General features: G+C 53.4%; 12 protein-coding genes. All 12 read left to right on the forward strand.

Annotated features, from left to right (window positions below):
• Position 1: 1 nt before the first annotated feature.
• The 12 genes from ftsL (at position 2) to ftsZ (ending at position 14567) form a co-directional block, all read left to right on the forward strand.
• Positions 2–331, forward strand: coding sequence for a cell division protein FtsL (gene ftsL, locus N8M53_RS01935; protein ID WP_269579275.1), 330 nt, complete (start codon positions 2–4; stop codon positions 329–331).
• Positions 328–2094: a penicillin-binding transpeptidase domain-containing protein gene (locus N8M53_RS01940; protein ID WP_269579276.1), complete on the forward strand. Its 1767-nt coding sequence runs from the start codon at positions 328–330 to the stop codon at positions 2092–2094. The genes ftsL and N8M53_RS01940 overlap by 4 nt, the downstream gene beginning before the upstream one ends.
• Positions 2087–3553: a UDP-N-acetylmuramoyl-L-alanyl-D-glutamate--2,6-diaminopimelate ligase gene (murE, locus tag N8M53_RS01945; protein WP_269579277.1), complete on the forward strand. Its 1467-nt coding sequence runs from the start codon at positions 2087–2089 to the stop codon at positions 3551–3553. Before N8M53_RS01940 ends, murE begins: the two co-directional genes overlap by 8 nt.
• Positions 3550–4917 (forward strand): UDP-N-acetylmuramoyl-tripeptide--D-alanyl-D-alanine ligase, encoded by a 1368-nt coding sequence (locus N8M53_RS01950; protein ID WP_269579278.1) that lies wholly within the window; start codon positions 3550–3552, stop codon positions 4915–4917. Before murE ends, N8M53_RS01950 begins: the two co-directional genes overlap by 4 nt.
• The gene (mraY, locus tag N8M53_RS01955) at positions 4917–5999 is read left to right on the forward strand and encodes a phospho-N-acetylmuramoyl-pentapeptide-transferase (protein WP_046073965.1); all 1083 of its coding nucleotides are present in this window, start codon (positions 4917–4919) and stop codon (positions 5997–5999) included. The genes N8M53_RS01950 and mraY overlap by 1 nt, the downstream gene beginning before the upstream one ends.
• Positions 6000–6001: 2 nt before the next feature.
• A complete protein-coding gene (murD, locus tag N8M53_RS01960) occupies positions 6002–7372 on the forward strand; it encodes a UDP-N-acetylmuramoyl-L-alanine--D-glutamate ligase (RefSeq protein WP_269579279.1) in 1371 nt (456 codons plus the stop codon).
• Positions 7369–8574 carry a cell division protein FtsW gene (gene ftsW / locus N8M53_RS01965; RefSeq protein WP_269579280.1) on the forward strand — a complete coding sequence of 402 codons (1206 nt, stop codon included), beginning with the start codon at positions 7369–7371 and terminating at the stop codon, positions 8572–8574. The genes murD and ftsW overlap by 4 nt, the downstream gene beginning before the upstream one ends.
• The gene (gene murG, locus N8M53_RS01970) at positions 8564–9628 is read left to right on the forward strand and encodes an undecaprenyldiphospho-muramoylpentapeptide beta-N-acetylglucosaminyltransferase (RefSeq protein ID WP_269579962.1); all 1065 of its coding nucleotides are present in this window, start codon (positions 8564–8566) and stop codon (positions 9626–9628) included. Before ftsW ends, murG begins: the two co-directional genes overlap by 11 nt.
• 10 nt (positions 9629–9638) lie before the next feature.
• Positions 9639–11096: a UDP-N-acetylmuramate--L-alanine ligase gene (gene murC / locus N8M53_RS01975; protein WP_269579281.1), complete on the forward strand. Its 1458-nt coding sequence runs from the start codon at positions 9639–9641 to the stop codon at positions 11094–11096.
• 217 nt (positions 11097–11313) lie between these two features.
• The gene (locus N8M53_RS01980; protein WP_269579282.1) at positions 11314–12090 is read left to right on the forward strand and encodes a cell division protein FtsQ/DivIB; all 777 of its coding nucleotides are present in this window, start codon (positions 11314–11316) and stop codon (positions 12088–12090) included.
• Positions 12091–12101: 11 nt separating this feature from the next.
• Positions 12102–13358 (forward strand): cell division protein FtsA, encoded by a 1257-nt coding sequence (gene ftsA / locus N8M53_RS01985; RefSeq protein WP_046073971.1) that lies wholly within the window; start codon positions 12102–12104, stop codon positions 13356–13358.
• 33 nt (positions 13359–13391) lie between these two features.
• Positions 13392–14567, forward strand: coding sequence for a cell division protein FtsZ (ftsZ, locus tag N8M53_RS01990; protein WP_269579283.1), 1176 nt, complete (start codon positions 13392–13394; stop codon positions 14565–14567).
• The last annotated feature ends 107 nt before the right edge of the window (positions 14568–14674 follow it).

Consider the following 14674-nt stretch of genomic DNA (forward strand, 5'->3'; position numbering starts at 1 on the left):
CATGGAGCCGCGGCCAAGCCTTGCTAAACAAATTCGTCAGGACGTACTGGCCATCGGCAAGTTGCCGTTGGGTTTGTTGGTCGCGGTGCTGATATCAGCGATCGCTGTGGTGTCGATGACGCAATCGACGCGCAGTTTGATTGCCAAACAAGATGCGTTGCTTGAGCAGCGCGAAACGCTTGAAGTGGAGTGGCGAAATCAATTGCTAGAAGAAAACGCGTTATCTGAACATAGCCATGTCGAGGCAGTTGCGCGTGAGTCTTTTGGCATGATTCGACCGACCAGTGATAACGAAGTGATCGTCAAACGGTCTTTGAGTAATAGCCGGTGAAAAAACGTTCTAACAAGCCTGCCAATCGCCGTACGCCGAAAGCGCCACCTGTGCTGATACAGTGGCGCTTTGGCCTTATTTGCGTGTTTATCGCGTTTGCCTTGGTTGCATTGGTGGCACGTGCGGCGTATATCCAAGTCATTGAGCCCGACAGGCTGCGTCATGAGGGTGACTTGCGCTCAGTACGGGTTGAACAAGTGCATTCTGCTCGTGGGATGATTGAAGACCGCCAAGGTGAGCCGTTGGCGGTCAGTGTCCCCGTACAGGCGGTGTGGGCCGATCCGGTGACGGTGTTTAAACACCAAGGGCTCAACAACGTTGAGCGCTGGTATGCACTGGCCGACGTGCTGGGTCTAGACCGCCAGGCGTTGATTGACAAGATTCAAGCGAACCGTAAGCGGCGTTTTATTTATTTACAGCGCCAAGTGCGTCCAGCGATGGCCGCGTATGTGAACAAGCTAGACTTGCCCGGCGTGGGACTGAAAGCCGAGTCTCGTCGCTTTTATCCTAGTGCTGAGGTAAGTGCCCACTTAGTGGGGATGACAGGCATTGACGGTCATGGTCTGGAAGGCATTGAGCGGCGTTTTGATGACTGGCTTGCCGGAGAGCATGGCAAGCGCACCGTGCGCAAAGACCGGTTTGGTCGTGTGGTTGAACATATTGCCACTGAAGACAAAAAAGAAGGTCAATCGCTCACGCTCAGTATCGATCAGCGTTTGCAAGCCATCGCCTATCGTGCGATTAAGCAAGCGGTGGCCGACTATCGCGCCACGTCTGGCTCGTTGGTGATGGTGGATGTCAAAACTGGCGAAGTGATGGCGATGGTTAACGCCCCCTCTTATAACCCTAATAATCGCAGCTCGCTGAAAAGCTTTAATATGCGCAACCGCGCGATCACTGACGTGTTTGAACCTGGATCCACCATGAAGCCCTTTGTGGTGCTCACCGCGTTGGAAAACGGTGTCGCGGATATGGACACCGTGATTGATACCGGCAATGGCATCATGCAAATCGGCGGCAGTCGTGTGCGCGACGTCTCCAAAGTGGGTAAAGCCAACCTGGCGCGGATCCTCAAAAAATCGAGCAACATCGGTGTCAGTAAGCTGTCGTTGGCGATGCCCGTGGAAACCTTATTGGGTGAATACGGCAGCTTTGGCTTGGGGGCAAGTACTGGCGTCGAGTTGGTTGGTGAGTCGGTAGGACACTTTCCCTCACGCCGCCGCTGGTCAGACTTTGAACGGGCGACGCTGGCCTTTGGCTATGGCTTGTCAGTGACGCCGGCGCAACTGGCGCGTGCCTATGCCACGCTCGGCTCGTTGGGCATCAATCGACCGCTAAGTATTTTAAAGCGCGAGGGGGTCACTGAGGGGAAACAAGTCGCCTCGCGTGCGAATGTGTATAAAGTGCTGCAAATGCTAGAGGGCGTGACCCAAGAAGGCGGGAGCGCACGCCGTGCCGCGGTGGATGGTTATCGGGTCGGCGCGAAAACCGGTACCGCCAAAGTGGCGGTGGCAGGTGGTTATGGCGATGAGTATATCGGTTATACCGCGGGGCTGGCACCGATTAGTGATCCCAGACTGGCGATGGTAGTGGTGATCAACGAGCCTCAAGGCGACAAGTATTATGGTGGCCAGGTCGCGGCGCCGGTGTTTTCTGATGTGATGAAAAGCGCACTCCAGATCTTAAACATTGCACCGGATGCGGGCACAGGCCCTGGGTTGCAAGTGGCTAAGTATGCAAGTGAAGTGAACCAGAATGAATGATTTAAACCAATGGCTGAGTCCGTGGCTGGTAGATGCGCCGAGCGTCCCAGTAAAACAGATGACACTCGACAGTCGCTGCGTCGGTGATGGCGATGTGTTCGTGGCGGTGCAAGGCCATCAGGTCGATGGTCGTCAGTTTATTCAGGCTGCGATTGAGGCAGGCGCAGCGGCCGTGGTGCAACAAGGCGAACATGACCAGGTAAACTGGCACGGCCAAGTCCCAGTGATCACTGTGTGCGCCTTACCCCATGCACTGTCTGCGATGGCCGCCCGTTTTTATCACGACCCCCAACAGCACTTGCATGTGATTGGTGTGACTGGGACCAACGGCAAAACCACGGTGTCACAACTGATTGCTCAGTGGCTTGAATCGTTAGATAAGCGCACGGCGGTGATGGGCACCACAGGCAACGGTTTTATCGGCGCGCTGAAAGCGGCCGAAAACACCACTGGGGACGCAATTAGCATTCAAGCCCAGCTGGCAGACTTTGTTCAGCAAGGGGCCAGCCATGTGGCGATGGAAGTATCATCGCACGGCCTAGCACAAGGACGCGTCGCCAGCCTTGCTTTTGATGCGGCGGTGTTTACCAATTTAAGCCATGATCACCTTGATTATCACGGCACACTGGATGCCTACGCCGAGGCGAAAAAACAACTGTTTGAGTTAGGTTCGCCACTTAAAGTCATCAATGCGGATGATAGTGTTGGTCGCACCTGGCTACAGCAATGGCCCGAGGCGATTGCGGTCGCCATGGATGCAGCTTCACTGGATGCCCATGCAGGCCGATTTGTGCGCGCGACATCGGTGGCTTATGCCAGCGATGGTGTACGGGTGCAGATCGACTCATCCTGGGGGCAAGGCGAAATTCATGCTGCTTTGGTGGGAGATTTTAATGTCAGCAATTTGCTGGTGAGCTTGGCCACCTTATTAGGGCTGGGCTATCCACTGGCGCCGTTATTGGCCGTGAGCCCGCAGCTGCAAGCTGTCACGGGGCGGATGGAGGTTTTTCTCGCCGCTGACAAACCGACAGTCGTGGTTGATTATGCTCACACGCCCGATGCGTTAGAGAAAGCGCTGCTTGCCTTGCGTCGCCATTGTAACGGTGCGCTGTGGTGCATCTTTGGCTGTGGCGGAGACCGTGATACACGCAAGCGGCCATTAATGGCCCGTTTGGCTGAGCAGCACGCCGATCATGTGGTATTGACCAACGATAACCCACGTAGCGAAGACCCTGAGACCATTACTCAAGACATGCTTGCGGGCATGGAGACGCCAGAGCGCGCATGGGTAAAACACGATCGCGCCGGCGCGGTGAGCCAGGTTATTCGCCAAGCCAAAGCCGAGGATATTGTTTTAGTCGCAGGCAAGGGCCATGAAGATTATCAAGTTTTAGCGGACGGCAAGGTGCACTATTCCGACCGAGAGACGGTGGCGGCGCAACTCAAGGAGTTATCATGATTCGGACCTCACTCGATACCCTCGCGCACGCGGTGAACGCGACGATTTTACAACGTGAGTTGATACCGGCGAGCCCTCAAGTTGATGCCATTACCACAGATACCCGCGAGCTTGGCGAAGGGGCGATGTTTGTTGCCTTAAAAGGGGAGCGCTTTGATGGCCATGACTTTGCGGATCAAGCCAAAGCGGCCGGTGCGGCGGCGATAGTGGTCGAGCGTCCGCTGGATGTGGCGATCCCTCAATTGCTGGTGGAGGACACACGTATCGCGCTTGGCCAGCTGGGCGCGTGGGTAAAAAGCCAGTGTCAGGTGTCCACCATTGCCATTACCGGCAGCTGCGGTAAAACCACGGTAAAGCAAATGCTGGCAGCTATTCTGACACAAAAAGGCCCGACCTTAGCCACTGCAGGCAATTTTAATAATGATATTGGTGTGCCGCTGACTCTGTTCCGGCTGACCCCTGAGCACCAGTATGCGGTGATTGAGCTGGGCGCGAATCATATTGGTGAAATCGCTTATACCACCGCGTTGGTGAAACCGGATATCGCTATGGTGACCAACCTGGCTGCGGCACATCTTGAGGGCTTTGGCTCGCTGGAAGGAGTGGCAATTGCCAAAGGAGAGATCTACCAAGGTCTGCCAGAAGGTGGCATTGCTCTGGTCAATCAGCACAGCCACGGCGACGAAAAGTGGCAAGCGGTCTTGGCTGACAAGCAGGTGATCCCCGTCACTGACACCGAGGCTGCGCCATTGAGATTAATAGAGAGCGTGCTCACCGATGCAGGCTGTTATCAAATCACCCTCAGTGATGGCGAGATGCAAAAAACGGTCACCTTGCCATTACCCGGGGTGCACAACATCACCAATGCATTGATGGCCGGTTGTGCGGCGATGCAGCTACCGGAGGTGAGTTTGGACGATGTGGTCAACGGCCTCGCCTCCGTAGAAAACGTGGCGGGACGCACTCAGGTGACAGAGCCTCGTCCGGGGTTGCGGTTGATTGATGATACCTATAACGCCAGTGTGCCGGCGATGAAATCAGCAATAGATGTACTGGCCAGCTACCCTGGGGAGCGCTGGCTCATTGTGGGGGACATGGCTGAGCTGGGGCAATACAGTGAACAAATGCACCGTGAAGTGGGACAACATGCTGAAAAGGCACAGTTAGACCGTGTTTTCACGACCGGAAACGATAGCCGTGTGATCAGCGAATGCTGCGGCGGCGACCATTTTGATAGTAAAGAGGCGCTAATCGCGCATGTAGTAGCCATGATGAACACACACACACCAGACACAATTTTAATTAAAGGCGCTCGCGGAATGGCGATGGAAGCCGTGGTTACCGCCATCAAGGAGGCTTGCTAATGCTTTTATGGTTAGCGGAGGCGTTACAAAACCTTTTACCTTCAATGCGCTTGTTTGAATACCTCACGTTTCGGGCAATTGTCAGTGCCTTGACGGCGTTACTGTTCTCGCTGTGGGCCGGACCGCGTTTGATTAAACGTTTACAATCGATGCAAATTGGCCAAGTGGTACGCGAAGAAGGCCCTGAGTCTCACTTTAGCAAGCGTGGCACGCCAACCATGGGCGGGGTGCTGATTGTTGCTGCCATCAGTTTAACCGTCTTTTTATGGGCAGACTTAGCTAACCCTTATGTGTGGGCGGTGATGGTGGTATTGCTCGGCTACGGCGCGGTGGGCTTTGTCGATGATTACCGTAAGGTGGTGCGCAAAAATACCGATGGCTTGGTGGCGCGCTGGAAGTACTTTTGGCAATCCGCCATTGCCTTAGGGGTGGCGTTTGCGCTGTATGCGCACGGAAAAGACACCGCGGCCACTCAGTTGGTGGTGCCGTTTTTCAAAGACGTAATGCCGCAACTTGGCCTGTTTTATGTGGTCTTTACCTATTTTGTGATTGTCGGCACCAGCAATGCGGTAAACTTGACGGATGGCCTAGATGGATTGGCGATTCTGCCCACGGTGATGGTCGCCGGTGGGTTTGCCTTTATTGCCTGGGCTACCGGGAACGTCAACTTTGCCAGCTACTTGCATATTCCGTATATCCAATACAGCAGTGAGCTGGTGGTGGTATGTGCCGCGATTGTCGGTGCTGGCCTTGGCTTTTTGTGGTTTAACACCTATCCGGCGCAAGTCTTCATGGGTGATGTAGGCTCGCTGGCACTCGGCGGCGCGCTCGGCACTATCGCCGTATTGGTGCGTCAAGAGCTGCTACTGATCATCATGGGCGGAGTGTTCGTGATGGAAACGGTCTCAGTGATCTTACAGGTTGGTTCTTATAAGTTGCGTGGCCAACGTATTTTCCGCATGGCGCCGATCCATCACCACTATGAACTAAAAGGCTGGCCGGAGCCGCGCGTGATCGTGCGCTTTTGGATTATTTCGTTGATGCTGGTGCTGATTGCACTGGCCACACTCAAGGTACGCTAATCATGTCAGCCGCGAGCCAGCGTTCATTAACCGAGTTTCGCCATATCGTAGTGATGGGCTTGGGTGTGACCGGCCTGTCGGTGGTGCATTTTATTGCACGCCGTCACCCTAAGGCATGCATCCGTGTGATGGACTCGCGCGCGCAGCCACCGGGGCAAGACCAACTGCCAGATAACGTCGAGTTGCACACAGGCAGTTGGCAGGCGCAGTGGTTAGCCGATGCCGATTTGGTGGTGATTAACCCAGGGATCTCGCTGCAGACGCCAGCGTTGGCGCCAGTCCATGCAGCGGCTACGCCTATTGTGGGAGACATTGAGCTATTTGCCTGGTACTGCGATAAGCCAGTAGTGGCAATCACCGGCTCCAACGGTAAAAGCACTGTCACGGCGCTGGTGGGCGAAATGGCGAAAGCGAGTGGGATTGACGTCGGGGTGGGTGGCAATATCGGTGTCGCGGCGTTAGATTTGCTCGACCGCGGTCACGAGCTGTATGTGTTAGAGCTGTCCAGCTTTCAACTCGAGACCACTGACTCGCTGGTTCTAGATGGCGCGGCCTTTTTGAATTTCTCAGAAGATCATATGGATAGGTACGACAGCTTGGCTGATTATCGTGCCGCCAAGTGTCGTATTTTTACCCATGCGACCACTTTGATTGCCAATGCCGATGATCCGCAAACGCACGATGATCTGCAAACACGCCAGGGTCTGCAAACAAACAGCGCCTCCTCCATGCGTCTGTTTGGTTTTCATCAAGGTGACTACTGCCTTATCACTCACCAAGGTGAAGCGTGGCTATCGGCGCACGGCCAGCCATTATTGCCTGTCTCTTCGCTGGGGCTGGTGGGACGTCATAACGTGGCGAATGGGCTGGCGGCGATGGCATTGGCTGACAGTGTTGGCATCAGTCAGCAGGGGCAAAAATCGGCACTGAGTACATACGCCGGCCTCCCGCACCGCTGTCAAAAGGTCGCCGAGCACCAGGGCGTGCTTTGGGTCAATGATTCAAAAGCCACCAATGTGGCCAGTACCCTGGCCGCGCTCGATGGCCTAGATATTGAAGGGCGGTTACACCTGTTGGTCGGGGGCGATGGTAAAGGCGCGGACTTTAGTCTGTTGCAACCTGTGTTGGCGACGCTGGACGTGTCGCTTTACTGCTTTGGCAAAGATCAAACGCAGTTGGCGGCGCTCGATAATTCGGCGCAGTGTGTGGAAACGCTGCACCAAGCGGTCGATGCTGCAGCGCATCAAGCCTGTGCCGGAGATATGGTGTTGTTATCACCCGCTTGTTCAAGCTTGGATCAGTTCACTAATTTTGCTGCTCGTGGGGATGCCTTTATCGCCGAGGTAGAATCGATGATCGCGAGGCACGCATGACAGTAAGCCGACTTCCCCAATATTGCTGGCAGTGGCTACGCACACCATCTCCTGGGGTGTTGTACGACCGCCAGTTAGTCTGGACCTCGCTGCTGTTAATGGTTATTGGGTTAGTCATGGTGACCTCGGCGTCTTTACCGGTTGGACTTAGGCTGGCCGATGCCCCGTTTTTGTTTGCTAAGCGTCATGCTTTTTATCTGACGGTCGCCATCATTGCGGCCGTGGTGGTGATGTATATCCCAGTGCGATTATGGCAGCGTTATAGCGGCTATATGTTATTGCTTTCGTCGCTGCTGCTGCTGGCGGTCCTCGCCATTGGTCGGTCTGTTAACGGCGCGGCGCGCTGGATTTCGATTGCCGGGATCAACATTCAGCCCGCAGAGATTGCCAAGTTATCCTTGTTTGTTTTTCTGGCTGGCTACCTGGTACGTCGCCATGGTGAAGTGCGTGAACATTTTCGTGGTTTTGCTAAGCCCTTGGCAGTGCTCTTGTTCTTCGCAAGCTTATTGTTGGCGCAACCTGATTTAGGCTCGGTGGTGGTGATGTTTGTTACCACCGTGGGGATGCTATTTATTGCAGGGGCGAAGCTGTGGCAGTTTATTGCACTGCTGATCACCGGGTTGACCTTGGTCGGGGGCTTGATTGTCGCTGAGCCTTACCGGGTGCGCCGCGTCACTGCCTTTTTAGACCCATGGCAAGACCCGTTTGGCAGTGGCTATCAGCTAACCCAATCCTTAATGGCATTTGGGCGCGGGGATTGGTTTGGACAAGGGCTAGGTAACTCGATTCAAAAACTGGAATACTTGCCAGAAGCCCATACCGATTTCGTGTTTGCGGTGATTGCCGAAGAGCTTGGCTTGGTGGGCGTCAGTGTGATTTTGTGTCTGATTTTTTACTTGGTGTTTAAAGCCTTGTTTATTGGCAAGCGTTGCCTAGAGCAAACGCAGTTATTTGGTGGGTTTCTCGCCTTCGGAATTGGGATTTGGTTTGCGTTTCAAACCATGGTCAATGTAGGCGCTGCCGCTGGTATGTTGCCAACCAAAGGTCTCACATTGCCCTTGATCAGTTACGGCGGATCCAGTCTGGTGACCATGGCAGTGGCAGTTGCTTTGCTATTGCGTATTGACCACGAGTACCGCCTGGCCACCTCGCAAGCGCATCAACGAAACCCTTATCAAGGTAAAGAACAGAATAATGAGTAAAAAACGATTATTAGTGATGGCGGGTGGTACCGGTGGCCATGTGTTCCCCGGGCTCGCGGTTGCCAAGTATTTAGAAAAACAAGGCTGGGAGATCTGCTGGTTAGGGACGGCTGATCGCATGGAGGCTGATTTGGTGCCTAAATATGGCATCGAGATCGCATTTATTCGTGTTAAAGGCTTGATTGGATCTGGGCTGATGCGCAAGCTACGAGCCCCTTGGATGATTGTCAGTGCGATTTGGCAAGCGCGGCAAGTGATCAAGCGCTTTAAACCCGACGCTGTATTAGGCATGGGTGGCTATGTCAGTGGCCCAGGCGGGATTGCCGCGTGGTTAAGTGGTGTGCCAGTGATCCTGCACGAGCAAAATGCGGTGGCAGGGTTAACCAACCGCTGGCTGGCTAAGGTAGCCAAGCAAGTATTGCAAGCGTTTCCAGGCGCCTTCGATGGCACGACAGTGGTCGGTAATCCTGTACGTCGAGACGTGTGCGATCTTGCTGCGCCCGAGCAACGTTTGAGTGAGCGAGAAGGCGCCTTGCGTGTCTTAGTCATGGGAGGCAGTCAAGGTGCGCGGATCCTTAATCAAACGGTGCCAGAGGCTATTGCGCTCACCGAGCAAGCGGTCACGGTTCGCCACCAAGCAGGCAAGCATAACGCTAACCACACACGTGATGCGTATCAGCAAGCCGGAGTCAGCGACGTTGAAGTTAGTGAATTTATTGATGATGTCGCCGAGGCCTATGCGTGGGCGGATGTGGTGATTTGCCGCAGCGGGGCATTGACGGTTTCTGAGCTGGCGGCGGCCGGCGTTGGGGCGATTTTCGTCCCCTTCATGCACGCAGATAGGCAACAGGCTCTCAACGGTGACTACTTAGTCACCCGCGGTGCGGCTTTAATGATTGAACAGCCATCACTGACAGCGAGCACATTGGCTGAGACAATTAACCAGCTTGACCGTCCGCGCTTATTAGCGATGGCGACGGCAGCGCGAGAGGCGGCCATCATTGATGCAGATGCCCGTGTCGCGGACGTCATCGTCACGCACGCCAACAAATAGAGAATAGAGAATGGGTAAATTGGATAATCAGCAGCTGGAAAAAATTCGCACCATGATCCCGGAAATGCGCCGGGTTAAGCGGATCCACTTTGTGGGGATCGGTGGTGCAGGCATGTGTGGTATTGCTGAAGTGCTGATTAATGAAGGTTACCAAATAACCGGCTCGGATCTTGCACAGAATATCGTCACAGAGCGATTGGCATCCATGGGGGCGCAGATTTTTATCGGGCATCAAGCGAGCCATGTCGAACAAGCCAGTGTTGTGGTGGTGTCGACAGCCATTAAACCGGATAACCCGGAAGTGGAAGCGGCAAAGGCGGCGCGCATTCCTGTGGTGCGTCGGGCGGAAATGCTTGCCGAATTAATGCGCTATCGGCACGGAATTGCCGTTGCCGGCACCCACGGCAAAACCACCACCACCGCGATGGTCACTCAGATTTTCTCCGAGGCGGGACTGGATCCCACGTTCGTCAATGGCGGGTTAGTGAAAAGTGCTGGGACCAACGCGCGGTTAGGCAGCAGTCGCTATTTGATTGCAGAAGCGGATGAAAGTGATGCCTCTTTTTTACACCTGCAGCCAATGGTGGCGATTGTCACCAACATAGAAGCTGACCATATGGATACCTATGGCGGCAGCTTTGCGAAGTTGCAGCAGACCTTTATCGACTTTCTCCACAATCTGCCGTTTTATGGTTTGGCAGTGGTGTGTATTGATGATCCTGTGGTGCGTGAATTGATCCCCGCGATTGGGCGGCAAGTGATCACCTACGGGTTCTCGCACGATGCCGATGTATGTTTACATGATTACCATCAGCATGGGCAGTGCGGTGTGTTTAAAGTGACACGCCCTCATCGCCAAACGCTAACTATCCGTTTGAACACTCCTGGCCAACATAATGCGCTCAATGCGGCAGCAGCGATTGCGGTTGCAACCGAAGATGGTGTGGACGATGACGCAATCTTACGCGCCTTGGCCAATTTTGCTGGTACGGGTCGACGTTTCGATCAGCTCGGTGAGTTTGCGGTGGATGAGGGAACGGCCTTGCTGGTGGACGATTATGGTCATCACCCCAGTGAAGTGGACGTTACCATTAAAGCGGCGCGAGCAGGCTGGCAAGATCATCGTTTAGTGATGATTTTTCAGCCACACCGTTACAGCCGGACACGCGATCTTTATGATGACTTTGCCAATGTGTTGGAAAAAGTGGATGTGTTGCTGATGTTGGATGTGTACTCGGCGGGAGAAACGCCGATTGCAGGTGCTGACGGTAGAAGCTTATGTCGTAGCATTCGCGCGCGCGGTAAGCTGGATCCTATTTTTGTGCCTAATGCTGAGGCATTACCCTCTGCATTGGCCAACGTGCTGCAACCTAATGACTTGGTTTTAACACAAGGCGCGGGTGATATTGGTAAAGTGGCAAAAAATTTAGCGGCAAAGCAGCTAGACAAGGCTAAAATGGCGCAATAAATAGTAGCTGACGAGATAAAAATAGCGGTCAGTATCGGTTGTTGCGAGAACAAACATCGGTTTTTATCGTCTTTGTGGGAAAATGGCGCGCAATCGATCCCAGCTTAGTGATGAAAGTGCATCTTTGGGTTGGAGAGCGTCACGCAGGATCGCTATAATCATTCGGTTTTTTCGCTGTGAGTGTCAAGTCGCATCGACACAAGGCGATAAGATAGGTATGAGCATGGTCAATGCCCTGACACGCGTACAAACAGTGATAAAACTGGATCGGCAAAAAGGCGCGTCACTCGCGTTCCTGGTTGGGGTCATTACCCTAATGTTGCTGGGGATTGTCCGTGTGATTGATTGGATGAGTGATGAGCAGCAGCTCCCCTTGTCGCAACTGGTGATGGAAGGTGACCAAACACATGTCAGTGTTGATCAAGTTCGCCAAGCGGTGTTGTCAGGCGGCGAGCTAAAAAGCTTTATGCTGCAGGATGTGAATCGCATCCAAGCGAATATTGAGGCACTCCCGTGGGTGAAACAGGTTGCGGTAAGGAAACAGTGGCCCGATACCTTAAAGGTACATATTACTGAATACCAGGCTAGCGCGATTTGGAACGGGCAAAAATTGCTGACGCCAGCCGGGACGGTTTTCAATGGTGCCCCGCAAGATGTCGCCGATAAAAAGCTGGTGTCGTTACATGGCAATACCGGCACATCGGAAGAAGTCTTGCGAACGAGCCGAGAGCTCGAACGTAAATTACAGCGAATTGGCTTATCAATTCAGGCGTTATCACTGAACAAACGGCGCTCATGGCGCATTGTGACACGAGATGGCGTACGGATTGAGTTAGGGCGTAAAGCTCGACAAGAACGGCTGGCGCGACTGGTCAGTTTATACCCTCGGATAAAGGCGCAAGACAAAGCCATTGCTTATGTAGATTTGCGGTATGACACAGGGGCAGCGGTAGGCTGGAAAACAGAGGCAGACGACGCGAATAGCCAAAATTAAGAGATGGTTGAATGAATAAAACGACAGACAAGTCACTGATAGTTGGGCTCGATATCGGTACGTCCAAAGTGTCTACCTTGGTCAGTGAAGTGCTGCCAGATGGCACCATCAATGTGCTGGGTGTGGGCAGCAGCCCGTCGCGCGGTATGGATAAAGGTGGCGTGAACGACTTAGAGTCTGTGGTTAAATCTGTTCAGCGAGCGGTGAATGAAGCCGAGATGATGGCAGATTGCCAGATCAGCTCTGTCTATCTTTCTTTGTCAGGGAAGCATATTCACTGCCAAACTGAGAGAGGAATGGGGACAATATCGGACGAAGATGTTACCCAAGACGACATAGACAATGTGATTCATACCGCGAAGTCGGTCAAAATCAGTGATGAGCAGCGCGTGCTGCATGTGATCCCACAAGAATACAAAATTGATTATCAAGAAGGGATCAAAAATCCGCTCGGGTTATCCGGGGTAAGGATGGAAGCGAGTGTGCACCTCATCACATGTCACAATGACACCGCAAAAAATATTGAGAAAGCAGTCGAACGTTGTGGTCTTAGCGTTGATCAACTGATTTTCTCCGGGCTTTCAGCAAGCCATGCCGTGATCACACCGGATGAGCGAGAGTTGGGTGTCTGTGTCGTCGATATCGGTGGCGGCACCATGGACCTTGCTGTATGGACAGGAGGCGCCCTCCGCCATGCCGAGGTGATCCCTTATGCGGGCAATGTGATTACAAGTGATATCGCGTATGCCTTTGGCACACCGCTGGCCGATGCAGAAGACATTAAAGTGAAATATGGCTGTGCATTGAGTGAGCTGGTGAACAAGGACGCCAAAGTCAATGTCCCAAGTGTGGGAGGACGCCCATCAAGGACATTGCAGCGACAAACCTTGTCAGAGGTGATTGAGCCGCGTTGCTCAGAGCTCCTAGGATTGGTGAACCAAAAGCTGGTCGCTATCCAAGAGAAGTTGCGTAGCGATGGTGTTAAACATCAAATGGCAGCGGGGATTGTGCTCACTGGGGGTGCATCACAAATGCACGGCTTGGTTGAATGCGCAGAACGTGTTTTCCAAAACCAGGTGAGAGTGGGACAACCGGTGAATGTCACAGGATTGACCGACTACGTGCAAGCGCCTTGTTATGCAACCGCGGTTGGGCTTTTACACTACGGCAAAGAAAGCTTGCTGACAGAAACGAGTGAACCAGAACAAAAGCGGGCTGTGGCTAGCTGGATTAATAAGCTGAGTAGCTGGTTTAAGAAAGAATTTTAACCCTGATGCGAACAGGAAGGACGGAGAGAACTCATGTTTGAACCGATGATGGAAATGTCTGACGATGCGGTGATTAAGGTCGTCGGCATTGGCGGTGGCGGTGGTAACGCCGTTGAGCATATGGTGCGTGAGTCAATCGAAGGGGTTGACTTCATTAGCATTAACACGGATGCCCAAGCACTACGTAAAAGCAGCGTAGGTACGGTCATTCAAATTGGTGGTGACATCACTAAAGGCCTAGGTGCGGGGGCAAACCCACAAGTAGGCCGAGATTCTGCCCTTGAAGATCGCGATGCGATTAAAGCTGAGCTCGAAGGTGCCGATATGGTATTTATCGCAGCCGGAATGGGCGGTGGTACAGGGACAGGCGGCGCGCCGGTCATCGCGGAAATCGCGAAAGAGATGGGCATTCTGACCGTTGCTGTAGTGACCAAACCATTCAGCTTTGAAGGTAAGAAGCGATTAGCCTTTGCAGAGCAGGGTATCGAAGAGCTGTCAAAAAATGTTGACTCGCTGATCACGATCCCGAACGAAAAACTGCTCAAGGTGTTAGGTCGCGGGATCACCTTGCTCGATGCCTTTGCCAAAGCAAATGATGTGCTACGTAATGCTGTGCAAGGGATTGCTGAGTTGATCACTCGCCCAGGCCACATCAACGTCGACTTTGCTGACGTACGCACTGTGATGTCAGAAATGGGACACGCAATGATGGGTAGCGGCGTGGCAACCGGTGAAGACCGTGCCGAAGAAGCAGCAGAAATGGCGATTTCTAGCCCGCTTCTTGAAGATATCGATCTTGCTGGCGCGCGTGGTGTGCTGGTGAACATTACCGCAGGCTTTGATATGCGTCTTGATGAGTTTGAGACCGTGGGTAATACCGTCAAAGCGTTTGCATCAGACAATGCAACAGTGGTGATCGGTACATCGATGGATCCAGAGATGAGCGATGAGCTGCGTGTGACTGTGGTGGCAACCGGGATTGGTAATGAGCGCAAGCCAGATATCACCTTGGTCACCAATTCACAGTCTGGGCAAGCACAGGCAGAGCCGAAAAAGGCACAGCCTTTGCAAGAGAAACCACAGGCGGCAAGTGCAAACCCTGCGGCGAAAGAGCAGCCTGCTGCTGCATCATCGAATGCAGCACCAAAATCGCAGACCGAGCATGATTATCTCGATATTCCTGCGTTTTTGCGTAAACAAGCTGACTAATCGCAATTGCTTGGTTTGTAGCCAGTGATGTGCTACCATCACGCTCCCCTTGTCTAAGGTGACAGGGTAATGAGTGACGCAGAGCACACTTTTTTGAGAAAAAGTTG

The sequence above is a fragment of the Salinivibrio kushneri genome (assembly GCF_027286325.1).
In the GTDB taxonomy this organism is placed as follows: domain Bacteria; phylum Pseudomonadota; class Gammaproteobacteria; order Enterobacterales; family Vibrionaceae; genus Salinivibrio; species Salinivibrio kushneri_A.

What these genes read in the sequence shown, in the direction of transcription:
- ftsL (WP_269579275.1), top strand. Translation starts at nt 2, where the DNA reads ATGGAGCCGCGGCCAAGCCTTGCTAAACAAATTCGTCAGGACGTACTG.
- murE (WP_269579277.1), top strand. Translation starts at nt 2,087, where the DNA reads ATGAATGATTTAAACCAATGGCTGAGTCCGTGGCTGGTAGATGCGCCG.
- N8M53_RS01950 (WP_269579278.1), top strand. Translation starts at nt 3,550, where the DNA reads ATGATTCGGACCTCACTCGATACCCTCGCGCACGCGGTGAACGCGACG.
- mraY (WP_046073965.1), top strand. Translation starts at nt 4,917, where the DNA reads ATGCTTTTATGGTTAGCGGAGGCGTTACAAAACCTTTTACCTTCAATG.
- murD (WP_269579279.1), top strand. Translation starts at nt 6,002, where the DNA reads ATGTCAGCCGCGAGCCAGCGTTCATTAACCGAGTTTCGCCATATCGTA.
- ftsW (WP_269579280.1), top strand. Translation starts at nt 7,369, where the DNA reads ATGACAGTAAGCCGACTTCCCCAATATTGCTGGCAGTGGCTACGCACA.
- murC (WP_269579281.1), top strand. Translation starts at nt 9,639, where the DNA reads ATGGGTAAATTGGATAATCAGCAGCTGGAAAAAATTCGCACCATGATC.
- N8M53_RS01980 (WP_269579282.1), top strand. Translation starts at nt 11,314, where the DNA reads ATGAGCATGGTCAATGCCCTGACACGCGTACAAACAGTGATAAAACTG.
- ftsA (WP_046073971.1), top strand. Translation starts at nt 12,102, where the DNA reads ATGAATAAAACGACAGACAAGTCACTGATAGTTGGGCTCGATATCGGT.
- ftsZ (WP_269579283.1), top strand. Translation starts at nt 13,392, where the DNA reads ATGTTTGAACCGATGATGGAAATGTCTGACGATGCGGTGATTAAGGTC.